Source organism: Pseudomonas taiwanensis DSM 21245 (assembly GCF_000425785.1).
Lineage (GTDB): Bacteria > Pseudomonadota > Gammaproteobacteria > Pseudomonadales > Pseudomonadaceae > Aquipseudomonas > Aquipseudomonas taiwanensis.
Map to the genome: position 1 here is coordinate 608621 of NZ_KE384450.1, position 25291 is coordinate 633911.

Sequence of the window (25291 nt, forward strand, 5' to 3'; positions counted from 1 at the left end):
TGTGGTCCTGGTGCTCGAGGACGAAGTGCTGGAAATAGTCCTCCAGTGACAGATCCTCGGTGGGCTCATGGCTGGCATTGTTGGCGTTGCTACCCGCGATGATCGGGGTGTCGTCGAGAATATCGTCGTCCAGGTCGCTCAACTCGATATCGATGCCCAGCAGTTCGGCAGAAATTTCCGGGCTTTCGCTCAGAATGACTGCACGCTCCACGGCGTTCTCCAGCTCGCGCACGTTACCTGGCCAGCTGTAGTGACGGATCGCTTGCTCGGCCTCTGCCGAGAAACGCAGGTCGTCACGGCCAATGCGCGCACTCTGGCGAGCCAGGAAGGCGTTGGCGATTTCGTTGACGTCACTGCCGCGCTCACGCAGGGCCGGCAATTTCAGGGCAATGACATGCAGGCGGTAATAAAGGTCTTCACGGAATTGCCCGGCCTTGGCCAGGTTCTTCAGGTCCCGGTGCGTTGCAGCGATCAGCCGCACATCAACTTTCTGCGACTGAACCGAACCCACCCGGCGAATCTCGCCTTCCTGCAGCACACGCAGCAGGCGTGCCTGGGCCTCCAGCGGCAGTTCGCCGATCTCGTCGAGGAACAGGGTGCCGCCGTCGGCTGCTTCCACCAACCCCGCACGCCCCGCGCTGGCACCGGTGAAGGCGCCTTTTTCGTGGCCGAACAGTTCGGATTCGATCAGGGTCTCGGGAATGGCCGCGCAGTTGACCGAAATCATCGGTGCCTTGGCGCGGCGCGACAGATTGTGCAAGGCGCGAGCGACCAGCTCCTTGCCGGTGCCCGACTCGCCCTGGATAAGTACGTTGGAATCGGTGGGCGCGACCTTGCGGATCTTGCTGAACATGTCCTGCATCGGCGGGCAGGACCCGATGATGCCGATTTCACCATTGGCCGGTGCCATGCTGCCTTTGTCGGCCAGCGGTGCCTTGCCATTGGGGCGCGGTTCGGCGGTGACTGGGGCCACGACAGGTGCGTTCTGCCGGTCACGCAGAATGCGCGCGACGGCCTGGAGCATCTCGTCGTGGTCGAACGGTTTGGCGATGTAGTCCACCGCGCCCATTTTCATCGAATCTACTGCCGAGCGCAGGCTGGCATAGCTGGTCATGATCAGCACCGGTGTGCCCTGGCCGAGCTTGATCAGCTCGGTACCGGGTGCACCGGGCAGGCGCAGGTCGCTGACGATCAGGTCGAAGGTGGCAATGCTGAAGCGTTCCTGTGCTTCCTGTACCGAGCCGGCTTCGCTGACCTGGTACTGGTTCCGCTCCAGCAGACGACGCAGGGCCGAGCGGATGATGGTTTCGTCTTCGACGATCAGAATGTGCGGCATTGATTCAATTCTCTCGACGGTCTCGAATTTCAGGGGACGTCGCTACGACATGCCGGGGCAGGGTCACGCGGATCCGGGTGCCACGTTGCCGTTCGATGTCGGCCGGGCTGTCGATGGTGATTTGCCCATAATGCTCCTCCACGATGGAATAGACCAGAGCGAGCCCCAGTCCGGTTCCCTCGCCAGGGTCCTTGGTGGTGAAGAACGGTTCGAACAGGCGGTCCATGATGTTCTTGGGAATGCCGCTGCCTTCATCCTCCACGATCAGGTCGACCGTGTGCTCGTTGGCCTCGCTGCGCACACGAACGGCGCTGCCAGGTGGCGAGGCATCGCGGGCGTTGGAGAGCAGGTTGATCAGCACCTGAGCCAGTCGCTGCGGGTCGCCCTCGGCCCAGTGGTCGGGGTCGCAGAGGTTGAAGAACTGTACTTCGAAGTTGCGCCGGTTCAACGCCAGCAGACCAATGGCGTCCTGGGCCACCTCTGCCAGGCACACCGGCTCTTCGCTGTTCTGGTGGCTGCCGCCGGCGTGGGCGAAGCTCATCAGCGACTGGACGATGCGCGACACTCGCTTGGTCTGCTCCAGGATCTGGCTGGACAGCTCGATGATCTCGCCGTCACCCTCGCGCTCTTCACGCAGGTTCTGCGCCAGGCAGGCGATGCCGGTGATCGGGTTGCCGATCTCGTGGGCTACACCGGCGGCCAGACGGCCAATGCTGGCCAGGCGTTCGGAATGCACCAGTTTGTCTTCCAGGGCCTGGGTCTCGGTGAGGTCCTCGACCAGCAGCACCAGGCCGCTGTTGCCTGGTGCCAGTGGCTCGTCGATGGCCGCCTTGTGCAGGTTCAGCCAGCGGGGTTGACCGTCCAGGGCCAGGCGCTGCTTGTGCAGGTGCTCGTCGGGCACATTGATGAAGCCTTGCAACAGGCCGCGCCAGGGTTCGCTGATGGTGACCAGGCGCGAGCCCACCACGTGCTTGGCGGCAATGCCGGTGAGTTCTTCCATGGCCTTGTTCCACATCAGGATTTCCTGGTCCTTGGCCAGCGAGCATACGCCCATGGGCAGCTCTTGCAGGGTTTGGCGGTGGTAACGGCGCAGGGCATCGAGCTCGGCGGCCAGGCCGGTCAGGCGCGAGTGGTAGTCTTCCAGACGGCTTTCGATGAAGTGGATGTCTTCGGTGACATAGTTCTCGTTGCCGGACTTGTAGGGCAAGAAGGTCTCGACCATGTCCTGGGCAACGCTTGGCCCCATCAGGCCGGACAAGTTCGCCTCGATGCGGTCGCGCAGGCGGCGCAGGGCGTAGGGGCGGCGCTCGTCGAAGGGCAGGTAGAGATCGCGTAGCGCCTGCTCGACTTCCTTCTGCGCAGCCTTGGCGCCCAATGGCTTGGCCAGCTGGGTGGCGAACTCCTGGGGCGAGGCGGCATGCAGCTCACGACGTTGCGGGCGGCGTACGTTGTCCACCGCGCAGGCCTCGGCGGCGCTGGCTTCTTCGGTGCTGGCGTTGGTGAACAGCGAGATCAGGGTGAACAACAGCACGTTGGCCGCCAGCGAGGCAATGGCCGCCATGTGCCAGCTGGTGTCGTCCAGCACGTAGATCATGTCCAGCAGCGGAATGTAGAAGCCCTGCAGGTTGCCCAGCAACGGCAACAGCATCGTTACCATCCACACCAGGGTGCCCGCCAGCAGGCCGGCGATGAAGCCACGGCGGTTGGCGGTCGGCCAGTACAGCACCGACAGCACGCCGGGCAGGAACTGCAAGGTGGCAACGAAGGCGACGATGCCGAGGTTGGCCAGGCTTTGGTGGTTGTTCTGGGTGAGGTAGAACATGAAGCCGGCGGTGATGATGGCGACGATCAGTGCGCGTCGGGTCCATTTCAGCCAGCGGTAGATGTTGCCCTCGGCGGGGGGCTGGTACAGCGGCAGCACCAGATGGTTGAGCGCCATGCCCGATAGCGCCAGGGTGGTGACGATGATCAGTCCGCTGGCGGCCGACAACCCGCCGACGTAGGCGAGCAAGGCCAGAGCCGGATTGCCGGCAGCTATTCCCAGGCCCAGGGTGAAATACTCGGGGTTGGTGCTGGCGCCCAGGCGCAAGCCGGCCCAGAGCACCAGGGGCACCGCCAGGCTCATCAACAGCAGGAACAGTGGCAGGCCCCAGCTGGCGCTGACCAGCGAGCGCGGGTTGAGGTTCTCGGTGAAGGCCATGTGGTACATGTGTGGCATGACGATAGCCGAGGCGAAGAACACCAGCAGCAGGGTGCGCCATGGCCCTTCCTGCAGCGGGGTATGCAACGCCGCCAGGGCGGTCTGGTTCTGCAGCAGCCACACCTCTAGCTGGTGAGGGCCGCCGAACACGCCATACAGGGCATACAGTCCGATACCGCCCAGGGCCAGCAGTTTGATCACCGATTCGAAGGCGATGGCGAAGACCAGACCTTCGTGTTTTTCGCGCGTGGCGATATGACGTGAGCCAAAGAAAATGGTGAACAGGATAATCAGCACGCAGAAGGCGAACGCCACCCGCGCCTTGACCGGTTCTCCGGTGAGAATGCTGATCGAGTCTGCGACCGCCTGGATCTGCAGGGCCAGCAACGGCAACACGCCGATCAGCATGATCACCGTCGTCAGCGCACCGGCCCAGGTGCTGCGAAAGCGAAACGCCAGCAGGTCTGCCAGCGAGGAAAGCTGGTAGGTCCGGGTGATCTTCAGGATCGGGTAGAGCAGCACCGGCGCGAGCAGGAACGCGCCTGAGACCCCCAGGTAACACGCCAGGAAGCCATAGCCATACTGGTAGGCCAGGCCAACCGACCCATAGAAGGCCCACGCGCTGGCGTATACCCCCAGCGACAGCGTGTAGGTCAGGGGGTGACGGATGATGGAGCGGGGAATCAGCCCTCGCTCGCTGATCCAGGCCACGCCGAACAGCACCAGAAGGTACGCGGCGCTGATCAGGATCATCTGGGTCAGGCTAAAGCTCATCGGCATCTCGTTGGCTCTGCAGGATGAAGGTGACGACGATCAGGATCAGCCAGAGCAGGTAGGGGCGGTACCAGGCTCCGGTCGGTTCGATCCACCAGTCCATGATGGCCGGGGAGAACAGGTAGATCCCCACGACCAGAAGCAGGACCAAACGATAGATGTACATGCTGGCCTCGATGGTTGGGCGCTGCGGGCTTGGACTTATTATTGGCGCAAATGGCTGGGGCGATGCTAGCGGGAATCCATGGGGTTCGCCAAGAGTTTGAATTTATTGGGCTTTTGTTTTCGAGAGGCCGGGCCTGCGTCAGTGCAAGTCTGCCTCTGCAACAGTGGCCTGCCGGGCAATCGCCTCTGGCCGCCACTGCTTGCGGGCTACCGCAAGGACTTCAGCCGGTGTTGCCAGCCGCAACTCCGGGTCTGCTGCCTGCCCCAAGGCCCGCAGCGCGCGCAGCAGCAAAGGCGTCGCCTGTTCCGCCTGCAGCGGCGGCGAGCGATAGGACTTGCCCAGCTTGTGTCCATCCGGCTGCACGATGAGCGGAATATGCAGGTAACGCGGCTGCGAAAGGCCCAGCAGTTCCTGCAGGTACAACTGGCGTGGGGTGTTGTCGAGCAGGTCCGCCCCGCGCACGATGTCGGTAACACCCTGCCAGGCATCATCCAGCACCACCGCCAGTTGATACGCATACAGCCCATCACGCCGCTGGATCACGAAATCGCCCACTTCACGCCCCAGGTGTTGCTGGAACTCGCCCTGCACCCGGTCTGTAAAGCGGTAGATCAACTCAGGCACCCGTAGCCGGATCGCTGCGCCTTCTCGGGCATGCCCGGCGTTACGGCAAAAGCCTGGGTAGATGCCGTTGTAGCCCTCCAGCTGCTTGCGCGAACAGGTACAGGCGTAGGCCAGGCCCATGCTGAACAGGCGGTCGACCACCGCGGCGTAGGCGTCGTGGCGCTGGCTCTGGTAGACCACTTCGCCATCCCACTCCAGGCCGTAGCGCTCTAGGGTCTGCAGGATCGCGTCGCGGGCCCCGGGCATTTCCCGGGGCGGGTCGGTGTCTTCCATGCGTACCAGCCAGCGGCCATCGACCGCGCGGGCGTCGAGCCAGGAGGCGAGGGCGGCGACCAGCGAGCCGAAGTGCAGGAAGCCGCTGGGAGTGGGGGCGAAACGTCCGATATAGCGGGAGTCTTTCATGGGCCGTACAGGTCGTAAAAATGAAAACGGGGCGCATGGTGCGCCCCGTTCGAATGGGAAAAGAGTCAGCCTTTGCCGACCGTCTTTTCCTTCTTCTCCGCGATTTCCTTGCAATCGAAGCACAGGTCGGCGGTGGGACGGGCTTCCAGGCGACGCAGGCCGATCTCGATGCCGCACGATTCGCACCAGCCGTATTCGTCGGCCTTGATCTTGTCGAGGGTCTTGTCGATCTTCTTGATCAGCTTGCGCTCGCGATCGCGGTTGCGCAGCTCAAGGGCGAATTCTTCTTCCTGGCTGGCGCGGTCAGCCGGGTCGGGGAAGTTGGCAGCTTCGTCCTTCATGTGATCCACGGTGCGGTCCACACTGTTCATCAGTTCCTGTTTCCAGGCACCGAGAAGCTTGGTGAAGTGCTTTTTCATGGGCTCGCCCATGTACTCTTCGCCCTGCTTTTCTACGTAGGGCTCGACACCGTACATGGTCTGGGCTTTGTGCTTTTCTACGGTGGACATGAATAGACCGCCTCTCACTCATCTGATCCAATGCGCAGGCTGCTCCATCTCCGGCACCCGCCGGCCCTGCGACTGCGAGCCGCCGAACTTACCAGATAGATCGGGGGTGCGCTACCCCGCCCGATTCTAGTGGTTGACAGCGGCGCAAGTCGTACGTTCGGTGCCGCGCAGAGGTAGAATCCACAGTTTAGACCCAATTGAGAGAAGGTCATGGCCCACACCCACAGTGCGCGCAGTCGCGCCATCGAACCCTTCCATGTCATGGCACTGCTGGCGCGGGCCAACGAGTTGCAGGCGGCTGGGCACGATGTGATCCACCTTGAAATCGGCGAGCCAGATTTCACCACCGCTGCACCCATCGTCGCGGCGGGCCAGGCGGCGCTGGCGGCAGGTCATACCCGATACACCGCGGCCCGTGGCTTGCCGGCCTTGCGCGAGGCGATCGCCGGCTTCTACCAGCAGCGTTATGGCGTGACGATCGACCCGCAGCGCATTTTGATCACCCCTGGCGGATCGGGCGCGCTGTTGCTGGCCAGCAGTCTGTTGGTGGACCCCGGCAAGCACTGGTTGCTGGCCGACCCAGGCTACCCCTGCAATCGACATTTCTTGCGCCTGGTCGAAGGCGGCGCCCAACTGGTCCCGGTGGGGCCGGACGTCAACTACCAACTGACGGCCGATCTGGTCGAGCGCCACTGGGACAAGGACACCGTTGGCGCCCTGGTCGCTTCGCCAGCCAACCCGACCGGCACGGTGCTCAGCCGTGACCAGTTGGCCAGCCTGTCCAGGGCCACCCGTGAGCACCATGGTCACCTGGTGGTGGACGAGATCTACCACGGCCTCACCTATGGCATGGACGCTGCGAGCGTGCTGGAAGTCGATGATGAGGCCTTTGTCCTTAATAGTTTTTCCAAGTATTTCGGCATGACCGGATGGCGCCTGGGTTGGCTGGTGGCACCGCCCAGTGCCGTGGCCGACTTGGAGAAACTGGCGCAGAACCTCTATATCAGCGCACCGAGCATGGCCCAGCACGCCGCGTTGGCATGCTTCCAGCCCGAGACCTTGTCGATTCTCGAAGAGCGCCGCGCAGAGTTCGCCCGCCGTCGCGATTTCCTGTTGCCGGCGCTGCGCGAGCTGGGCTTCGGGATCGCCGTCGAGCCTCAGGGCGCGTTCTATCTTTATGCCGATATCAGCGCATTTGGCGGCGATGCCTTTGCGTTTTGCCGGCATTTCCTCGAAACCGAACACCTGGCCTTTACCCCAGGTCTGGACTTTGGCCGCCACCTGGCCGGTCATCATGTGCGTTTTGCCTATACCCAGAGCTTGCCGCGCCTGGAGGAGGCGGTACAGCGCATTGCCCGTGGCCTGCGGAGCTGGCAAGGCTGATGCGCTTTTCACCCGCACTCGAACAGGGGCGCCTGCTGCGTCGCTACAAACGCTTTCTGGCCGATATCGAACTGGCCAGCGGCGAGCAGCTGACCATCCATTGCCCCAACACCGGTTCCATGCTCAATTGCATGCTTGAAGGTGGTCAGGTCTGGTTCAGCCGCTCCAACGACCCCAAGCGCAAGTTGCCTGGAACCTGGGAAATCAGCGAAACGCCTCAGGGGCGCCTGGCCTGCGTGAACACCGGTCGGGCCAATGCATTGGTCGAAGAAGCGTTGCACGCAGGTGTCATCCGTGAGTTGGCAGGTTTCACTGGACTCAAGCGCGAGGTGGCGTACGGCGAAGAACGTAGCCGTGTGGATTTTCGCCTGGAGTTCGCCGATGGCCCGGCTTATGTCGAGGTCAAGAGCGTGACCCTGGGTTACCCGGACTCCTCGGTCGCCGCCTTCCCCGATGCGGTGACCCAGCGCGGTGCCAAGCACTTACGCGAATTGGCGGCCCTGGCCCGGCAAGGTATTCGTGCGGTGCAGCTGTACTGCGTCAACCTGACCGGTGTGGACGCTGTGCGCCCTGCCGAAGAGATCGATGCGGCCTACAGTCAGGCCCTGCGCGCGGCCGTGGCGGATGGCGTAGAAGTGCTGGCCTACGGCGCTCGCCTGGACGCCGGTCAGATCGTCATCGACCGCCCTTTGCCGGTGCTGCTCAACCGGTAAGCCAGATGCCCTGGCTGTCCTCACGGCAGCCCAGGGCCTCCAACGCCTCGCCCTCGCAGGGGCCGGCCACGCATTCGCCACTTTCGATCAGGAACAGGGCGCCGTGATGGGCGCAGTGGATCAGGCTGGCGCTGTCATCGAGAAAGCTGTCCTCTGCCCAGTTCAACGCAATACCGCGGTGGGGGCAACGGTTGCGGTACAGGTACACCTGGCCTCGGCGACGTACGCCGAACACCGCGGTGCCGTCTACGCTGAAGGCGCGGCTATGGCCCTCGGGCAGCCCGTGGGAAGTACAAAGGAAGTGCATGGCAGGGGGTGTTCCAGGTGGCAACGTCTGGCTTGACGCTTTAATGCGAATAATTATCAAATTGCAGCCGCTCGCTGCGCCTGCCTGCCTATGGTGCGCAGTTCCGCCGCCCGCCACAAGGCGCGTGGCCTGCCTTCAGGAGGAATCCGATGATGCGCCGTATCGCTGCCCATGTCGCCCTGTGCGTGGGCCTGGTGCTTTCAACCCAGGCCCTGGCCACCGACTCGCCGCAACGCTGGGTCAGTGCTGGGGGCTCCCTGAGCGAATGGATCAGCCTGCTGGGTGGCGAGCAGCGGCTGGTTGGTGTCGATACCACCAGCCAGCATCCTGAGTCGCTGAAGGCATTACCAAGCATCGGGTATCAACGGCAGCTGTCGGCCGAGGGCATTCTCAGTTTGCGCCCGGATGTACTGGTTGGGACCGAGGAAATGGGGCCGCCGCCGGTGTTGGCGCAGATTCGCAAGGCCGGTGTGCAGGTCGAGCTGTTGTCCAGCAAGGCCGAGCTGGCTGCCGTGGATGAAAACCTCAAGCAGCTGGGCAAATTGTTGGGGGTGCAGCAGAAGGCTTCGGAGCTGGCTGCGGGCTACCACCAGCAACTGGAAGCGCTATCGGCAAGGGTCAGACAGGCCCAGGCAGGCCAGAAGGCGCCGGGCGTATTGCTGCTGGTCGGCCATGCGGGAGCCAAACCGTTGATTGCCGGGCAAGGCACGGCGGGCGATTGGGTAGTGCGTCAGGCTGGTGGGCGTAACCTCGCCGAACACCCAGGCTACAAGCATTTCTCCGTCGAAGCGTTGGCTGCGCTGGACCCGGATGTCGTGGTGTTCTCCGACCGTGCCCTTGTGGGCGAGCAGGCCTTGCAAGCATTGCTCAAGGAAAACCCGGCACTGGCCGTATCACGCGCGGTGCGTGAGCAGCGCCTGGTTGCGCTGGACCCGACCCTGTTGGTGGGTGGCCTTGGCCCACGCTTGCCGGCCACCCTGCAAGGGTTGGCGGAAAGCTTCTATCCCAATGCCGAGGCACGTCCCACTCAATGAAGCAGCGAATCGCGCCGCGCAGCGTGTGCCTGGGTTTGGGCCTTCTGTGTCTGCTTGCGGTCTGGCTGTCGCTGGCACTAGGGCCGGTCAGCCTGCCATTGTTCGATACCCTGCGCGCGGGGCTGCGCTTGCTCGGGCTGCCCGTTGGAGGTGATGGCCTCGAGCAGGCGCAGATGATTCTTGGCCAGATCCGCGTTCCGCGCACCTTGCTAGGCCTTGCCGTCGGAGCGGTGCTGGCGATGTCCGGGGTTGCCATGCAAGCGCTGTTTCGTAACCCGTTGGCTGACCCGGGGCTGGTGGGCGTGGCGAGCGGCGCGGCGCTTGGCGCGGCAGTGGCGATCGTGGCGGGGAGCTGGCTTGGAGGTTTGCCAGAAGCGCTGGCACCGTACCTGCTGTCGGCTTGTGCATTCGTCGGTGGGCTCGGTGTGACCGCGCTGGTGTATCGCCTGGGCCGGCGCGATGGCCAGACCCATGTCGCCACCATGCTCCTGGCCGGCATCGCCATGACCGCTTTAGGCGGCTCGGCGGTGGGGTTGTTCACCTATCTGGCCGATGACGCCACGCTGCGTACACTGACATTCTGGAACCTGGGCAGCCTCAATGGCGCCAGTTACGAGCGTTCATGGCCAGTGCTTCTGGTCACGCTGGCCGTGGCGATCTGGCTGCCGCGTCGGGCGCAGGCGCTAAATGCCTTGCTGCTGGGTGAATCGGAGGCCCGTCACCTGGGAGTCGATGTGGAGCGGCTCAAGCGCGAACTGGTGCTTTGCACGGCGCTGGGCGTAGGTTCGGCGGTGGCGGCAGCCGGCCTGATCGGCTTCGTCGGTCTGGTGGTGCCGCACTGGGTGCGGCTGCTGGCTGGCCCGGATCATCGGGTATTGCTGCCGGCCTCGCTGCTGGCAGGCGGCGCGCTGCTGTTGTTTGCCGATTTGGTTGCGCGCCTGGCCCTGGCCCCAGCCGAGTTGCCGATTGGGATCGTTACCGCGTTCATTGGTGCGCCGTTCTTTCTGTTTTTGCTGGTACGGGGGCGCAACTGATGCTTTCAGTCGAGGGCCTGCACTTGCGGCGGGGAAGCAACGAGGTGCTGCACGGCCTCCACCTTCAGTTGCAGCCAGGCCAGGTGCTGGGCGTGCTCGGTCCGAACGGTGCGGGCAAAAGCAGTCTGTTGGGTGTGCTGTGCGGCGAGCTGGCGCCCAGCGAGGGCCAGGTGAGGTTGCAGGGGCGGGCATTGGCCGACTGGCCAGGGCAGGCGCGGGCACGACGCCTGGCGGTGCTGCCACAGGTGTCCAGCCTGGGGTTCGGCTTTCGTGTGGACGAGGTGGTCGGCATGGGGCGTCTGCCTCATGACACCGGCCGGCAACGTGATCGAGAGATCGTCGAGGCGGCGTTGCAGGCAGCGGATGCCTGGCATCTGGTCGAGCGCAGCTACCTGGCGCTGTCCGGCGGCGAGCGTCAGCGGGTTCACCTGGCGCGGGTCCTGGCCCAGCTATGGCCAGGCGAAGTGGGGGCCACGTTGCTGCTCGACGAACCAACCTCGATGCTCGACCCTCTGCACCAGCACACCACGTTGCAGGTTGTGCGAAGCTTTGCCGACCGTGGTGCGGCGGTGCTGGTGATCCTGCATGACCTGAACCTGGCGGCGCGTTACTGTGATCGCATCCTGCTGCTGGAGCAGGGGCGCTGTCATGCGCTTGCTGAGCCGCAGGCGGTCTTGACGCCTCGGGCGCTCAAGGCGGTATTTGGCATCGATGTTCTGGTGCAGGAGCACCCAGAGCGTGGCCACCCGTTGATCATCACTCGCTAGGAGGCTCTGTGCATGCGTCATCCATGGCTGTCTGCTGTTTCGCTGGGTCTGGGGCTGGCCTTGGGCGGGTGCCAGGCGAGCTTGCCGACGCTACCGGCCTGGCAAAGCAGTGAAGGGCGTGACAGTGCGCGGTTGGGGCAGATTCGCGACCTGACCAGCGGTCAGTCGATCAGCCCTGAGCAACTGGTCCGGCGCCTGGCCGATGCGCCACGAGTGATTGTGGGCGAGAAGCATGACAACCCTGACCACCATGCCCTGCAGCTATGGTTGCTGCGTGCCGTGCAGACCCAGCGCCCCCAGGGCAGCCTGTTGATGGAGATGCTGCAACCGGACCAGCAGTCCCAGGTCGATGCCGTGCAGCAGCAAGCCCAGTTGCCTCAGGACCTGCCCAAGGCTCTGGCCTGGGATGACGGCTGGGATTGGCCATTGTATGGGCCGATCGTGCGGGAGGCCTTGCAGGGGCATGTCCCCTTGCTGGCGGCCAACCTTTCACCCGAGCAGATGCGTCAGGCCTATCGCCAGCCGCCGCCATTGCCCGGCACACGCTCCAACAGCCCGGCAGTGAAAGCGGCATTGCTCAAGCAGGTACGGGAAGGACACTGTGGTCTGTTGCCGGAAAGCCAACTGCCGGCGATGCTGGCCGTTCAGCAGCAGCGTGACCGGCGAATCGCCGAACGACTCAACGATGCGCCGCAGCCTGCAATGTTGCTGACCGGGGCCTATCACGCGCGCAAGGACCTGGGCGTGCCACTGCATTTGGCCGACCTGGAGGCGAAAGGGGAGACCAAGGTGTTGATCTTGGCCGAGGTGGGTCAGACTGTGGAAGCTGGCATGGCCGATTACGTGTGGTACACCGCCGCCCTGCCCGAGCAGGATTACTGCGCGACGCTGCGTCAGTAACGATTTCGGCGCGCCGGTCAGCGTCCAGGCAAAAAAAGACCCGGCAAAACTGCCGGGTCAATAACCGTGATTAGCCTGATGAGGAGATAATCTGAGAGTCCGAACCAGGGGCTTTCAGCTTATCCAACCAGTCTCGCGACCAGTTGTGATAATCATAACGATTCTCATTTAATCGTCAATCCCCTTTGTGCGTTCATTTCGCATTTTTTTGCGTAAGGCATTTCGCATCCAGTTGTTGGTTGAGTGCTTCCTTGCGTTCGGCCGGCAAATCGTTCCAGTGCATGTCCAGGAGCGCGCCTTCAATGGCGTACAACAGCACCTTCGATGCCCGGAATCCCCGCGTTTTGACGGCTTGGTACGCACCCACGGCACCGAGACGACGCAGGTCCGACGCACTGTGTATACCCGCCGCGTGCAACCACTGCGCAGAGGTCTTGCCAAGATTCTTCAGATGCTGCAATTCATCGTTCATCTAGCCTCCTTGCGATGGCTGAACGGGTCTTGGGGGATAAATCGCGAGCAGGTCAGAAAGGAGTGTAGCGGGGGTTCGCAAATGCGCGGCCTTTTGCCATCGGGGCCGACGAGATGCCCGAGAGGTGGGGCTGTCGGGCAGCCCCAGCCATGATTCAGGCTTTCGGTCGATAGCGCATGCGCGTGCCGAACTTGGCTGACATGAGGATTTCGTCCGCGCTCAGCTCCGGCGGGAAGTACGTGCCGGAGATCTGGGCATGGGCGATGCTCGCCCCTTCCAGGCCATTGTCACGCAGGTCCAGCCCGCGCAAGTCGGCAGCGCGGAAGTACGCGTCGGTGAAGTCGATGCCACGCGCATCCAGCTCACGCAGGTCCAGGCCACGGAAGTCGCCGCCGCGAAAGTCGATCAGCCCCTCGGCGGGTCTTTCACGATTGAATGCGCTGATGTTCTCGTCGCGGACCAATGCGTACAGGGCATTGTCCAGTTGACGGGGCTGGTTCATGACGGCGCCTCCTTATGATTGTGATGATATTGTAATGCCATCACTGTGGAGGCGCCGAACTTCAGGCGTGAAGTGTCGACTGCTTCACGCCTTGAGGCTCAGAGGCCTGGCAAACGCTGGCGAACCTGATCGATCACCTGGTTCATGCTGGCGCTGTCCTGGGTGTCGACGCGGGTGCTGTGTTTGAGTTCCTCCTCGTCCAGAGGCTCACGGCTGGCCTGCTGCGCCTTGATCACCTCCAGGGTGGCATCCGAAGGGTCGCTGTTTTCTGCCTGGCGCTGCTCCAGCCAGCTGGCGATGACGGCCTCAGGGGCGTGGCAGTCGAGGATCAGGAAAGGCACGCCGGTGTGATTGGCGACTTCCGCCGCTGACTGGCGCTGTGCGCGTTTGAGGTAGGTGGCATCGAGCACTACCGGGAACCCGGCGCGCAGGATGGTCGCCGCCAGCTCGTGCAGGCGCTGGTAGGTGGCGGCGCTGGCGTTCTGGTCGTAGATGCCGGTGTTCTGCTGCCCGGCGTTTGCCGCTTGCTGCTCACCGAACAGGCGTTTGCGCTCTACGTCCGAACGCACGCGGATGGCCCCCAGGGCTTCGACCATGCGCATGGCGACATGGCTTTTGCCCACGGCCGAAACACCGTGGGTGATGGCCAGAAGGCGCGAGGGGATGGCGCTGTAGCTTTCCGCCAGGTTGGCGTAGTTACGGTAGGTACGCAGGGTGGTGGCGCGTTGTACGCCGTCGGCGTCTGCCGGCAGGCTGAACAGCGCAACCTTGGCGCGTACCAGGGCACGATAGGCCTTGTAGAAGTTGAGCAGCTCCAGGCCCTCGTAGTCGCCGGTGAGCTCCAGGTACTGGCTGATGAAGCGGCGCGACAGACACTTGAGGCCACGGTCTTCCAGGTCCATGGCCAGGAAGCCGACGTCGGCGTAGACATCGGTCAGGCGGAAGGGCTCGTTGAACTCGATGCAGTCGAAGATCACCACCTTGCCGTCGATCAGGGTGGCATTGCCCAGGTGGATGTCGCCATGGCACTCACGGATGAAGCCTTTGGCCTTGCGTTGCTCCAACAGGCTGTGCAGGCGCTCGAAGCTGCTGTGGGCCCAGGCTTGCAGGTTGTCCAGTTGTTGCAGGTCGGCCTTGTCGGTGAGGAACGGACGGATCTGCTCGAAGTTCTGCTCCACCGGCGCCATGACGCTGTCCGGGGTGCCCAGCGGGTGGTCGACCGGCACTTTTGGCGCCTGCAGGTGGAACTCGGCGATCTGTCGGGCCATCTGGTCGATATGGCCAGCATTCAGTTCACCGTTGGCCTGCAGCGTGTTGAGCATTTGGCCCTGGGGGAACTGACGCATTTTCAGGACGTATTCGATAGCCTCGCCCTCGCCGCCGATTTGCGGTGCCTCGGCAGTACCGGTGATCGGCAGGACCTCAAGGTAGAGACCGTCGGTCAGGCGCTGGTTCAGACGCAACTCTTCGTTACAGAAATGCTGGCGCTTATCCAGGCTGGTGAAGTCGAGAAAGCCGAAGTTCATCGGTTTCTTGACCTTGTAGGCGTACTCGCCGGTGAGCAGAACCCAGGAGATATGCGTCTCGATGAGTTGGAAGCCATCCACCGGGTGAGGGTAGAGGGCTGGGTTCTGCAAGGCGTTGATCAAGGCTTGGCTCACGAGAAATCCTTCCGGCGCAGGGAATTCGAATGCGCCATTATGGTCAATGGTGCCGTCCCTGCATACCGCCAGAGGGCGTCTGCCCAGCCTTTACAAAGTGCGTATAATCCGCCGTCATGACTCGAACTCGATCCCCCCGCACCCCTCAGAAACGCCCGACCGGCCGCTCCCGCGCCTGGCTGGGCTGGGCTTTGAAGCTCAGCCTGGTTGGCCTTGTGATCGTCGCCGGCTTCGCGGTTTACCTCGATGCCGTCGTCCAGGAGAAGTTCTCTGGCAAGCGCTGGACCATCCCGGCCAAGGTGTATGCCCGGCCGCTGGAGCTGTTCGTCGGACAGAAACTGAGCAAGAACGACTTCCTCACCGAACTCGATGCGCTCGGCTATCGGCGCGAGAGCGCCGCCAACGGCCCAGGTGCGGCCGCGGTCAATGGTAACAACGTCGACCTCAATACCCGTGGCTTCCAGTTCTACGAGGGCATGGAGCCGGCCCAGTTCGTGCGCGTGCGTTTCTCCGGTGACTATGTTGCGGGGCTCTCCGGCGCCAACGGCGGCAAGCTCGATGTGGTGCGCCTGGAGCCTTTGATGATCGGCGGTATCTATCCGAAGAACCTCGAAGACCGCATTCTGATCAAGATCGACCAGGTGCCGCCGTACCTGCTCGAAACCTTGGTGGCGGTGGAAGACCGCGACTTCTACAGCCACTTCGGCGTATCGCCCAAGTCGATTGCCCGCGCCATGTGGGTCAACACGTCATCCGGCTCCATGCGCCAGGGCGGCAGTACCCTGACGCAGCAGTTGGTGAAGAACTTCTACCTGACCAGCGAGCGCAGTCTCAGCCGCAAGCTCACCGAAGCGATGATGGCCGTGCTGCTGGAGCTGCATTACGACAAGCGCGAAATTCTCGAGGCCTACCTCAACGAAGTGTTCGTTGGCCAGGACGGTCAACGTGCCGTGCATGGCTTCGGCCTGGCCAGCCAGTTCTTTTTCAGCCAGCCGCTGTCGGAACTCAAGCTGCATCAGGTCGCCTTGCTGGTGGGTATGGTCAAGGGGCCGTCCTACTACAACCCGCGCCGTTACCCGGAGCGTGCGCTGACTCGCCGTAACCTGGTGCTCGACCTGCTGGCCGAGCAGAACGTGGTGAGCAAGGAAGTCGCCGAAGCGGCCAAGAAAATGCCCTTGGGCGTGACCAAGCGTGGCAGCCTGGCCGACAGCTCGTTCCCGGCCTTCCTCGACCTGGTCAAGCGTCAGCTGCGTCAGGACTACCGCGATGAGGACTTGACCGAAGAAGGCCTGCGAATCTTCACCAGCTTCGACCCGATCCTGCAGATGAAGGCCGAGAGCGCCATGAGCGAGACGTTCAAGCGCCTGGCCGGGCGCAAGGGCGCTGATGAGGTGGAGTCGGCAATGGTTGTGACCAACCCGGAAACCGGTGAGGTGCAGGCGCTGATCGGCAGCCGCCAGTCGGGCTTCGCCGGCTTCAACCGCGCCATCGATGCGGTGCGTCCGATTGGTTCGCTGGTCAAGCCAGCGGTCTACCTGACCGCGCTGGAGCAACCGACCAAGTACACCCTGACCAGCCGCGTGCAGGATGAGCCGTTTTCGGTCAAGGGCGCCGACGGCCAGGTATGGCGTCCGCAGAACTACGACCGCCGCCCCCATGGCACCATCTACCTGTATCAGGGGCTGGCCAACTCCTACAACCTGTCGACCGCCAAGATCGGCTTGGAAGTGGGGGTCCCGAACGTCATCAAGACCATTGGGCGGCTGGGCGTGAATGTCGATTGGCCAGCCTTCCCATCGATGCTGCTGGGCGCCGGTGGGATGTCGCCGATGCAGGTCGCGACCATGTACCAGACCATCGCCAATGGTGGCTTCAATACCCCGATGCGCGGTATTCGCAGCGTGCTGACGGCCGAAGGCGAGCCGCTCAAGCGCTACCCGTTCCAGATCCAGCAGACTTTCGATCCGGGCTCGATCTACCTGGTGCAGAACGCCATGCAGCGAGTGATGCGTGAAGGTACCGGTCGTTCGGTGTACAGCGTGCTGCCAAGTTCGCTGACCCTGGCAGGCAAGACCGGGACCAGTAACGATTCGCGCGACAGCTGGTTCTCCGGCTTCAGCCAGGACCTGCTGGCCGTGGTCTGGCTGGGCCGCGACGATAACGGCAAGACACCGTTCACTGGCGCCACCGGTGCCCTGCAGGTATGGACCAGCTTCATGCGCAAGGCCGACCCGCTGCCGTTGGACATGCCGCAGCCGGACAATGTAGTGCAGGCCTGGATCGACCCGTACAGCGGGCAAGGTTCCGATGGCAGCTGTCCGGGAGCCGTGCAGATGCCGTATATTCGCGGGAGCGAACCGCCCGCGGGTGCGACCTGTGGCGGTGAGCAGGATCCGGTTGAGTCGGTCATGGACTGGGTCAAGGGCTGGATGAATTAAGCACTGGCTGCATTGATGAGGTGTGAAGTGAAAAAGTGGTGGTTTCCTGCCGTGACGGCACTGGTTGTGCTCCAGGGTTGCTCCAGCGTTCCGCGGGGCAATATCCCGGTCGTCGACTCGAGCACACGCGTGTCCAACAGCGAGCGCATCACTGCCAACCGTTCGGCGGTTGGCATGAGCGGTGGCACCTCTCAGGCACAGACGCTGCCCGAGGACTCCGGGGTGACCGTGGTCATTCCACAGGGCGCGGGTTCCGCGCCAATCCAGACGTTCCCGGCCGCGACCGGGGCGGCGCCGATCAGCACTGCGCCAATCAGCACCACACCGATCACGACCAACCCCAATCCGATCGCCGACGAGCCGTTCGACATCGCGTCGATGAGTGGCGGTTCGAGCGCCACCAGCGCCCCGACCGGTATTCCACGCAGCGGTGCCTCGGGTGGCCTGTCGGCCGATGAGCAGTTGGACGGCCCGGTGCTGGCATTGCTCACCACCGCCCAGCAGCAGCAAGGCAGTGGCGACTTCAATGGCGCGGCTTCCAGCCTGGAGCGTGCCCAGCGCATCGCCCCGCGCGAGCCGCAAGTGCTGTTCCGCCTGGCCCAGGTACGCTTGTCCCAAGGGGATGCCGCTCAGGCCGAACAACTGGCGCGTCGTGGCCTGAGCTATGCCAACGGCCGCCCGAGCCTGCAGGCCGAGCTGTGGAACACCATCGCCCAGGCACGCGAAAAGCAAGGCGATAGCGCCGGTGCCGCACTGGCGCGGCAAAAGGCTCGGGTCAGCTCCTGATGGTCGAACAACGGATCCTGGACATCGCCGATCACCTGCTGCTCATCGAGCGTGAGCTGCAGGTGCAAGGCTGGTGGAGCGACGCCTCGCCGAGCAAGCAGGCGCTGGCCAGCACGGTGCCATTTGCGGTCGATACGCTGAGCTTCGAGCAGTGGCTGCAGTGGATCTTCCTGCCCCGCATGAGGCTTATCATCGAGCGGGGCCAACCGCTGCCCAACGCCTCGGGCATCCTGGTCATGGCCGAAACCGTCTTTGTCGATCGTCCGGAGCAAAGTCGTGAGCTGCGGCGCCTTTTGGCAGCTTTCGATCAATTGATCGCTCCTTCCGCCTGATTTCTTCTTTTTTTCCTTCAAGGGCCGCAGATTGTGGCCCTTTTTTATGGAAATCTTATTTTTTCTGCTGCTGAGGCGGTTTTTAGTGGTGGCAGGAATTCATCTTGAGGAAAAATTGGCAATAAATTTTCTTGACTTGTAGCCGCCAAATCACAAGAATCCAGATTCCGCTGTAGAGGGACTGCCAGAAGCAGACCCGCTAAGCAGATCATGAGGCGCACACCCGCGCCGACCTGTTACACCCCGCAACGCGTTACCTCGCGCTGGGTGGGAAACCCCCGCAACACTCTGGGGAGCTCCCAATACTTGCTCAGTCAGTGCTGACGTTCGCTCATGCTCTGCTTGGCAGTAAACCTATTAAGACCCGTCCATGTGGGCGGTATTCTGGCGTTTTAGAGGTGAACAACGTGGAGCTTTTATCTGGCGCTGAGATGGTCGTCCGCTTCTTGCGTGACGAAGGCGTTAAGCACATCTACGGGTACCCTGGTGGTGCTCTCCTTCATGTTTACGATGCACTGTTCAAGGAACCGGAAGTCGAGCACATCCTGGTTCGTCACGAGCAGGCTGCTACCCATATGGCGGACGGCTACGCCCGTGCCACCGGCAAGGCCGGTGTGGTGCTGGTGACTTCCGGCCCGGGTGCGACCAATGCCATTACCGGTATTGCCACCGCCTACATGGACTCGATTCCGATGGTCATCCTGTCCGGCCAGGTGCCTAGCACCATGGTGGGTACCGATGCCTTCCAGGAAACCGACATGATCGGGATCTCGCGGCCTATCGTGAAGCACAGCTTCATGGTCAAGCATGCCTCGGAAATCCCTGAAGTCCTGAAAAAAGCGTTCTACCTGGCGCAATCCGGCCGTCCTGGCCCGGTCGTGGTCGACATTCCAAAAGATATGACCAACCCGGCCGAGAAGTTCGAATACGTCTACCCGAAAAAGGTCAAGCTGCGCTCCTACAGCCCAGCCGTACGCGGCCACTCCGGTCAGATCCGCAAGGCAGCCGAGATGATCCTCGCCGCCAAGCGCCCGATCGTGTACTCCGGTGGCGGCGTCATCCTCGGTGGTGGCTCCGAAGCCCTGACCGAAATCGCCAAGTCGCTGAACCTGCCTGTCACCAATACCCTGATGGGGCTGGGTGGCTTCCCGGGCACCGATCGCCAGTTCCTTGGCATGCTCGGTATGCACGGCAGCTTCACCGCCAACATGGCCATGCACAATGCCGACGTGATCCTGGCGGTTGGTGCGCGTTTCGACGACCGTGTGGTCAATGGCCCGGCCAAGTTCTGCCCCAACGCCAAGATCATCCACATCGACATCGACCCTGCGTCGATCTCCAAGATGATCAAGGCTGACGTACCGATCGTGGGGCCAGTCGACAGCGTGCTGAGCGAAATGCTCACCATCCTCAAGGAAATCGGCGAGCAGCCTGACAAGGCCGCGTTGGATGCCTGGTGGAAGCAGATCGACGAATGGCGCGGTGACCGTGGCCTGTTCCCTTACGACAAGGGCGACGGCAGCGTCATCAAGCCACAGACCGTGATCGAGACCCTCTGCGAAGTGACCCATGGCGACGCCTTCGTCACCTCCGACGTAGGTCAGCACCAGATGTTCGCGGCGCAGTACTACCGCTTCAACAAGCCGAACCGTTGGATCAACTCTGGTGGCCTTGGCACCATGGGCTTCGGTTTCCCGGCGGCCATGGGCATCAAGCTGAACTTCCCGGATCAGGACGTGGCCTGCGTCACTGGCGAGGGCAGTATCCAGATGAACATTCAGGAACTGTCCACCTGCATGCAGTACGGCCTGCCGGTGAAGATCGTCAACCTGAACAACGGCGTGTTGGGCATGGTCCGCCAATGGCAGGACATGTCCTACAACGGTCGTCACTCGCATTCGTACGTCGAGTCGCTGCCTGACTTCATCAAGCTGGCTGAGGCCTATGGCCATGTGGGCATCCGCATCACCAGCCTGAAGGACCTCAAGCCGAAGCTGGAGGAAGCCTTCGCGATGAAGGACCGCCTGGTGTTCATCGACATCGCGGTTGACCGTACCGAGCACGTCTATCCGATGCAGATCAAGGATGGCTCGATGCGTGACATGTGGCTGAGCAAGACGGAGCGTACCTGATATGCGGCACATCATCTCCCTGCTGCTGGAAAACGAACCCGGTGCGTTGTCCCGTGTGGTCGGCCTGTTCTCCCAGCGCAACTACAACATTGAAAGCCTGACCGTGGCGCCGACCGAAGACCCGACCCTGTCGCGTCTGACGCTGACCACCGTTGGCCATGACGAAGTGATCGAACAGATCACCAAGAACCTGAACAAGCTGGTCGAAGTGGTCAAATTGGTCGACCTGTCGGAAAGTGCTCACATCGAGCGCGAGCTGATGTTGGTCAAGGTCAAGGCCACCGGTGCCCAGCGCGCCGAGATCAAGCGCACCACGGATATCTTCCGTGGCCAGATCGTCGACGTCACCGCCAGCGTGTACACCGTGCAACTGAGCGGTACCAGCGACAAACTGGACAGCTTCATCCAGGCGATCGGCACTGCATCGATTCTCGAAACCGTGCGCAGTGGCGTCACCGGCATTGCCCGTGGCGACAAAGTGCTCAGCATCTAAATTCAAAAATTAGCGATGGCTCCGCAGGGGGCCGAGATATAACCAGGGGTATTTCCATGAAAGTTTTCTACGACAAAGACTGCGACCTTTCCATCATTCAGGGTAAGAAAGTCGCCATCATCGGTTACGGCTCCCAGGGCCACGCTCAGGCGTGCAACCTGAAAGACTCCGGTGTGGATGTCACCATCGGTCTGCGTAAAGGTTCGGCCACCGTTGCCAAGGCAGAAGCCCATGGCCTGAAAGTGACCGACGTTGCCTCTGCCGTCGCTGCTGCCGACCTGGTCATGATCCTGACTCCGGACGAGTTCCAGGGCCAGCTGTACAAGAACGAGATCGAACCGAACATCAAGAAGGGCGCCACCCTGGCCTTCTCCCACGGCTTCTCGATCCACTACAACCAAGTCGTTCCTCGTGCCGACCTGGACGTGATCATGATCGCGCCGAAGGCTCCGGGCCACACCGTTCGTTCCGAGTTCGTCAAAGGCGGCGGTATCCCTGACCTGATCGCTATCTACCAGGACGCCTCCGGCAATGCCAAGAACGTTGCCCTGTCCTACGCTTCGGGCGTTGGTGGCGGCCGTACCGGCATCATCGAAACCACCTTCAAGGACGAGACCGAGACCGACCTGTTCGGTGAGCAGGCTGTTCTGTGTGGCGGTACCGTCGAACTGGTCAAAGCCGGTTTCGAAACCCTGGTCGAAGCTGGCTACGCGCCGGAAATGGCCTACTTCGAGTGCCTGCACGAGCTGAAACTGATCGTTGACCTCATGTACGAAGGCGGCATCGCCAACATGAACTACTCGATCTCCAACAACGCCGAGTACGGTGAGTACGTCACCGGCCCAGAAGTCATCAACGAAGAATCCCGCAAGGCCATGCGCAACGCTCTGAAGCGCATCCAGGACGGCGAATACGCGAAGATGTTCATCTCCGAAGGCGCCACCAACTACCCATCGATGACCGCCAAGCGTCGTAACAACGCTGCCCACGGCATCGAGATCATCGGTGAGCAACTGCGCTCGATGATGCCTTGGATCTCGGCTAACAAGATCGTCGACAAGACCAAGAACTAAGTCTTATCGAAAGATGAAAAACGCGGCTTCGGCCGCGTTTTTTCGTTCCGACAGTCAGCTTCTGGTATAAAGCAGACCAGTGGCTTGCTGTAAGAACCTGTTTTGCAGGCCCGTGTCGAACATTTTCCATCCTGTTGCAAGGTACCCTCCATGAGCGAACGTCCCGAAGAGCCGAACAAGCCCTCCGACGCCGAAAGCCTGCTACCTGTCGATGAGCACGTTGAAGAAGGGCATGACGCCGAAGGGCGCAAGGTGCGCCATCGCGGCATCTATCTGTTGCCTAACCTGTTTACCACCGCCAACCTGTTCGCGGGTTTCTATTCCATCATCAGTTCGATGAGCGCACAGAGCGCCCTCAGTGCCGGTGACCCGCGGGAGGCGAGCAAGTATTTTGCCTTTGCCGCCATCGCCATCTTCGTTGCCATGGTGCTTGACGGTCTCGATGGCCGAGTGGCACGCATGACCAATACCCAGAGTGCCTTCGGCGCCGAGTACGACTCGCTGTCGGACATGGTTGCCTTTGGCGTGGCACCCGCGTTGCTGGCGTTCGGCTGGGCGCTGGGCGACATGGGCAAGGTCGGCTGGATGGTCGCATTCATCTACGTCGCTGGCGCCGCGCTGCGCCTGGCGCGTTTCAATACCCAGGTGGGCACTGCTGACAAACGCTACTTCATCGGCCTGGCCAGTCCGGCTGCCGCCGGAGTGGTCGCCGGTACCGTATGGGCTTTCAGCGACTACGGCATCCAGGGCTCGAAACTGTCGTTTCTGGTCGCGCTGCTGGTAGCCGCTGCCGGCATGCTGATGGTCAGCAACATCAAGTACAACAGCTTCAAGGAGCTGGACCTCAAGGGACGCGTTCCGTTCGTGGCGATCCTTGCTGTGGTGCTGGTGTTCGCCGTGGTGTTCAGCGACCCGCCACGCATCCTGCTGCTGATCTTCCTCGCTTACGCGGCTTCGGGGCCAATCCAGTTCCTGTTGAAAGCGCGCCGTCGTAAAGCGTGACATTCTTTTAATGGTGGAATAACCCTCCGGCTCCATAGTCTTACTGGAACATCCGCTATCCAGTGCTATGGAGCCGACCATGCTCATCAAGCTTCCCAAGTCTTCCGAGTGCAAGGCATCGGAGATCACCCCCGAAGGCGTATACCTTTCCCGTCGAACCCTGCTGGGTGGCTCCCTGGCTGGCCTCGCCCTGGGCGCATTGCCGGGCCGGGCCAGCGCGGTTGAAGCCTCGCGTTATGCCGATGTGCAGGCCGGCGCCGCACCGGCTTGGTTCACCGAGAAGCTTGCAGCTACACGCTGGCAGGCGGTAACGGTCAAAGATGAGGCGATCACGCCCTTCAAGGATGCGACCCACTACAACAACTTCTATGAATTCGGGCCCGACAAGGGCGACCCGGCGGCCAATGGTGGCAGCCTGAAGACTGAGCCGTGGAGCGTGGTGATCGATGGTGAGGTGGGCAAGCCGGGGCGGTATGCGCTGGAAGACTTCATCAAACCCTATCAGCTCGAAGAGCGTATTTACCGATTGCGCTGTGTCGAGGCCTGGTCGATGGTCATCCCCTGGCTGGGTTTTCCGTTGGCGCAGTTGCTCAAGCAGGTCGAGCCGACCTCGAAGGCGCGTTATGTGCGCTTCGAAACCCTGAACGATCCAGAGCATATGCCTGGGCAGCGTTCAGGCTTTGCCCTGATCGACTGGCCCTACAGGGAGGGGTTGCGCCTCGACGAGGCGATGCACCCGCTGACGATCCTGGCGGTTGGCATGTACGGCCGGGAACTGCCTAACCAGAATGGCGCCCCTTTGCGGCTGGTGGTGCCTTGGAAGTATGGGTTCAAGAGCATCAAGTCGATCGTGCGCATCAGCCTGGTGGCCGAGCAGCCTGGCACCACATGGCAAGGGTTGGCGCCGGATGAGTATGGCTTCTATGCCAATGTGAATCCGACGGTCGACCATCCGCGTTGGACTCAGGCGCGTGAGCGGCGTCTGCCCAGTGGGTTGTTCAGTCCCAACGTGCGGGAAACCCAGATGTTCAATGGCTACGCCGACGAAGTTGCGTCGCTGTATACCGGGCTGGATCTGCGGAAGAACTATTGATGCGTTATCCCTGGTTGCGACTGGCCATTTTCGTTGTGGGCTGCCTGTTTCCGGTGTGGTGGCTGTATGAGGCCGCGATGAATCTGCTTGGGCCGGATCCGGGCAAGATCATGATGGATCGCCTGGGGCTCGGGGCGCTGACCTTCCTGCTGGTCACCCTGGGCATGACCCCGCTGCAGAAGTTATCGGGGTGGTCGGGCTGGGTCGTGATTCGGCGGCAGCTGGGGTTGTGGGTGTTCGCCTATATCGTGCTGCACATCCTGGCCTACCTGTTCTTTATCCTCGGGCTGGATTGGGCGCAGTTGGCGGTGGAGCTGCGTAAGCGGCCTTACATTATCGTGGGAGCGCTCGGGTTTCTTGGCTTGCTGGTGTTGGCGGTCACCTCGAACCGTTACAGCCAGCGGCGGCTTGGGGCACGCTGGAAGAAGCTGCACAGGTTGGTGTATGTGATTCTTGGGTTGGGGTTGCTGCATTTCCTTTGGATCGTGCGTTCCGACCTCAGGGAGTGGGCCATCTATGCGTCGATAGGCGCCTTGCTGATGGCGCTGCGGATTCCAGCTGTGTCGCGGGTGCTTCCCAGGATCGCCAGGAAGCAGGGCAGGGTGGTTTGAGGCGTAGCTGCCTTGGTCGTTCTGGCGCCTATGGGATTGAGCGCCGCCCGCGTTGGTATACGCCACGTTATCGAACCGTACAAACCAGGCGGTCGCGTGCGTCTGCCACTGGCGTTACTGACCAAAAACAACCTGTAGGAGCGAGCCTTGCTCGCGATGCGCCGCGCGGGCGGCGCTCGATCTACAAACCGCTGAATGCATCGCGGCGGGCACCTGGCGGCCTCGATACGGTCCGTGTTTGCCATTATTTCAATTTAAATGAACATTAACGGTTGACGGCCTCTCGAATCCCCTTATAATGCGCCCCACTTCCGACGCAGTCGAAACGAAAAACTCCTTGTTAATCAACAGGTTGAGCGTTTAGAAAGCAATCGGAAGCGCTGAAAGAGGTGGTTGACAGCGTTTTAAAACGCTGTATTATTCGCCTCCCGCTACGAGAGATCGCAGCGAGTCAAGTGTTTGAAGCTAAACGAGTTTCTCGCAAAAAACTTCAAAATAAACGCTTGACAGCAAATGAGGAAAGCGTAGAATGCGCGCCTCGGTTGAG

General features: G+C 62.1%; 24 protein-coding genes. 15 read left to right on the forward strand and 9 right to left on the reverse strand.

Annotation, left to right across the window (positions count from 1 at the left end; translation table 11 throughout):
• From H620_RS26075 to dksA, 5 genes are all read right to left on the reverse strand, one after another.
• A partial coding sequence (locus H620_RS26075) for a sigma-54-dependent transcriptional regulator (RefSeq protein WP_049818841.1) occupies nt 1-1336 on the reverse strand: 1336 nt, incomplete at its 3' end.
• Between the two features lie 4 nt (nt 1337-1340).
• The gene (locus tag H620_RS0121685; protein ID WP_027908026.1) at nt 1341-4316 is read right to left on the reverse strand and encodes a sensor histidine kinase; all 2976 of its coding nucleotides are present in this window, start codon (nt 4314-4316) and stop codon (nt 1341-1343) included.
• Nucleotides 4300-4476 carry a hypothetical protein gene (locus tag H620_RS27040; protein ID WP_003250005.1) on the reverse strand — a complete coding sequence of 59 codons (177 nt, stop codon included), beginning with the start codon at nt 4474-4476 and terminating at the stop codon, nt 4300-4302. Before H620_RS27040 ends, H620_RS0121685 begins: the two co-directional genes overlap by 17 nt.
• A gap of 138 nt (nt 4477-4614) precedes the next feature.
• Nucleotides 4615-5502 carry a tRNA glutamyl-Q(34) synthetase GluQRS gene (gene gluQRS / locus H620_RS0121695; protein ID WP_023378646.1) on the reverse strand — a complete coding sequence of 296 codons (888 nt, stop codon included), beginning with the start codon at nt 5500-5502 and terminating at the stop codon, nt 4615-4617.
• Between the two features lie 65 nt (nt 5503-5567).
• Nucleotides 5568-6011, reverse strand: coding sequence for an RNA polymerase-binding protein DksA (gene dksA / locus H620_RS0121700; protein WP_023378647.1), 444 nt, complete (start codon nt 6009-6011; stop codon nt 5568-5570).
• 210 nt (nt 6012-6221) lie between these two features.
• Between dksA and H620_RS0121705 the strand changes: the two genes are divergently transcribed.
• A complete protein-coding gene (locus H620_RS0121705; protein ID WP_023378649.1) occupies nt 6222-7394 on the forward strand; it encodes a pyridoxal phosphate-dependent aminotransferase in 1173 nt (390 codons plus the stop codon).
• Nucleotides 7394-8107 carry a DNA/RNA nuclease SfsA gene (gene sfsA, locus H620_RS0121710; RefSeq protein WP_023378650.1) on the forward strand — a complete coding sequence of 238 codons (714 nt, stop codon included), beginning with the start codon at nt 7394-7396 and terminating at the stop codon, nt 8105-8107. Before H620_RS0121705 ends, sfsA begins: the two co-directional genes overlap by 1 nt.
• Here the strand turns inward: sfsA and H620_RS0121715 are convergent.
• A complete protein-coding gene (locus tag H620_RS0121715; RefSeq protein WP_027908027.1) occupies nt 8097-8414 on the reverse strand; it encodes a Rieske (2Fe-2S) protein in 318 nt (105 codons plus the stop codon). The two genes, sfsA and H620_RS0121715, sit on opposite strands and share 11 nt — an antisense overlap.
• Nucleotides 8415-8563: 149 nt before the next feature.
• On the opposite strand from H620_RS0121715, the gene H620_RS0121720 reads away from it, so the two are divergent.
• Genes H620_RS0121720 through H620_RS0121735 form a run of 4 tightly spaced genes read left to right on the forward strand, consistent with a single transcriptional unit; the run spans nt 8564 to nt 12149 of the window.
• Nucleotides 8564-9448, forward strand: coding sequence for a heme/hemin ABC transporter substrate-binding protein (locus H620_RS0121720; protein ID WP_023378652.1), 885 nt, complete (start codon nt 8564-8566; stop codon nt 9446-9448).
• 50 nt (nt 9449-9498) lie between these two features.
• The gene (locus tag H620_RS0121725; protein WP_162144467.1) at nt 9499-10482 is read left to right on the forward strand and encodes a FecCD family ABC transporter permease; all 984 of its coding nucleotides are present in this window, start codon (nt 9499-9501) and stop codon (nt 10480-10482) included.
• Entirely contained in the window at nt 10482-11249 is a 768-nt protein-coding gene (locus H620_RS0121730) for a heme ABC transporter ATP-binding protein (RefSeq protein WP_023378654.1), read from the forward strand. The genes H620_RS0121725 and H620_RS0121730 overlap by 1 nt, the downstream gene beginning before the upstream one ends.
• 12 nt (nt 11250-11261) lie before the next feature.
• Nucleotides 11262-12149, forward strand: coding sequence for a ChaN family lipoprotein (locus tag H620_RS0121735; protein ID WP_023378655.1), 888 nt, complete (start codon nt 11262-11264; stop codon nt 12147-12149).
• A 193-nt stretch (nt 12150-12342) separates the two neighbouring features.
• Here H620_RS0121735 and H620_RS0121740 read toward each other — a convergent pair whose 3' ends face one another.
• The 3 genes from H620_RS0121740 to H620_RS0121750 form a co-directional block, all read right to left on the reverse strand.
• Nucleotides 12343-12621: a TfoX/Sxy family protein gene (locus tag H620_RS0121740; RefSeq protein WP_023378656.1), complete on the reverse strand. Its 279-nt coding sequence runs from the start codon at nt 12619-12621 to the stop codon at nt 12343-12345.
• Nucleotides 12622-12775: 154 nt separating this feature from the next.
• Entirely contained in the window at nt 12776-13123 is a 348-nt protein-coding gene (locus H620_RS0121745; RefSeq protein ID WP_027908028.1) for a pentapeptide repeat-containing protein, read from the reverse strand.
• A gap of 98 nt (nt 13124-13221) precedes the next feature.
• Entirely contained in the window at nt 13222-14784 is a 1563-nt protein-coding gene (locus H620_RS0121750; protein WP_027908029.1) for a bifunctional aminoglycoside phosphotransferase/ATP-binding protein, read from the reverse strand.
• A gap of 116 nt (nt 14785-14900) precedes the next feature.
• On the opposite strand from H620_RS0121750, the gene mrcB reads away from it, so the two are divergent.
• From mrcB to msrQ, 9 genes are all read left to right on the forward strand, one after another.
• A complete protein-coding gene (gene mrcB / locus H620_RS0121755; protein WP_023378659.1) occupies nt 14901-17222 on the forward strand; it encodes a penicillin-binding protein 1B in 2322 nt (773 codons plus the stop codon).
• Between the two features lie 15 nt (nt 17223-17237).
• Nucleotides 17238-18008, forward strand: a complete 771-nt coding sequence (locus H620_RS0121760; RefSeq protein WP_027908030.1) for a tetratricopeptide repeat protein — start codon at nt 17238-17240, stop codon at nt 18006-18008.
• Nucleotides 18008-18340: a YqcC family protein gene (locus H620_RS0121765; RefSeq protein WP_023378661.1), complete on the forward strand. Its 333-nt coding sequence runs from the start codon at nt 18008-18010 to the stop codon at nt 18338-18340. The genes H620_RS0121760 and H620_RS0121765 overlap by 1 nt, the downstream gene beginning before the upstream one ends.
• Before the next feature lie 407 nt (nt 18341-18747).
• Entirely contained in the window at nt 18748-20472 is a 1725-nt protein-coding gene (locus tag H620_RS0121770) for an acetolactate synthase 3 large subunit (protein WP_023378662.1), read from the forward strand.
• A 1-nt stretch (nt 20473) separates the two neighbouring features.
• Nucleotides 20474-20965, forward strand: a complete 492-nt coding sequence (ilvN, locus tag H620_RS0121775) for an acetolactate synthase small subunit (protein ID WP_003250040.1) — start codon at nt 20474-20476, stop codon at nt 20963-20965.
• Between the two features lie 56 nt (nt 20966-21021).
• The gene (gene ilvC, locus H620_RS0121780; protein ID WP_023378663.1) at nt 21022-22038 is read left to right on the forward strand and encodes a ketol-acid reductoisomerase; all 1017 of its coding nucleotides are present in this window, start codon (nt 21022-21024) and stop codon (nt 22036-22038) included.
• A 150-nt stretch (nt 22039-22188) separates the two neighbouring features.
• Nucleotides 22189-23040, forward strand: a complete 852-nt coding sequence (pssA, locus tag H620_RS0121785) for a CDP-diacylglycerol--serine O-phosphatidyltransferase (protein WP_003250045.1) — start codon at nt 22189-22191, stop codon at nt 23038-23040.
• A 79-nt stretch (nt 23041-23119) separates the two neighbouring features.
• Complete coding sequence (gene msrP, locus H620_RS0121790; protein WP_027908031.1) at nt 23120-24133, forward strand: protein-methionine-sulfoxide reductase catalytic subunit MsrP; 1014 nt, start codon at nt 23120-23122, stop codon at nt 24131-24133.
• On the forward strand, nt 24133-24744 hold the full coding sequence (gene msrQ / locus H620_RS0121795) for a protein-methionine-sulfoxide reductase heme-binding subunit MsrQ (RefSeq protein WP_023378665.1): 612 nt from the start codon (nt 24133-24135) through the stop codon (nt 24742-24744). Before msrP ends, msrQ begins: the two co-directional genes overlap by 1 nt.
• The last annotated feature ends 547 nt before the right edge of the window (nt 24745-25291 follow it).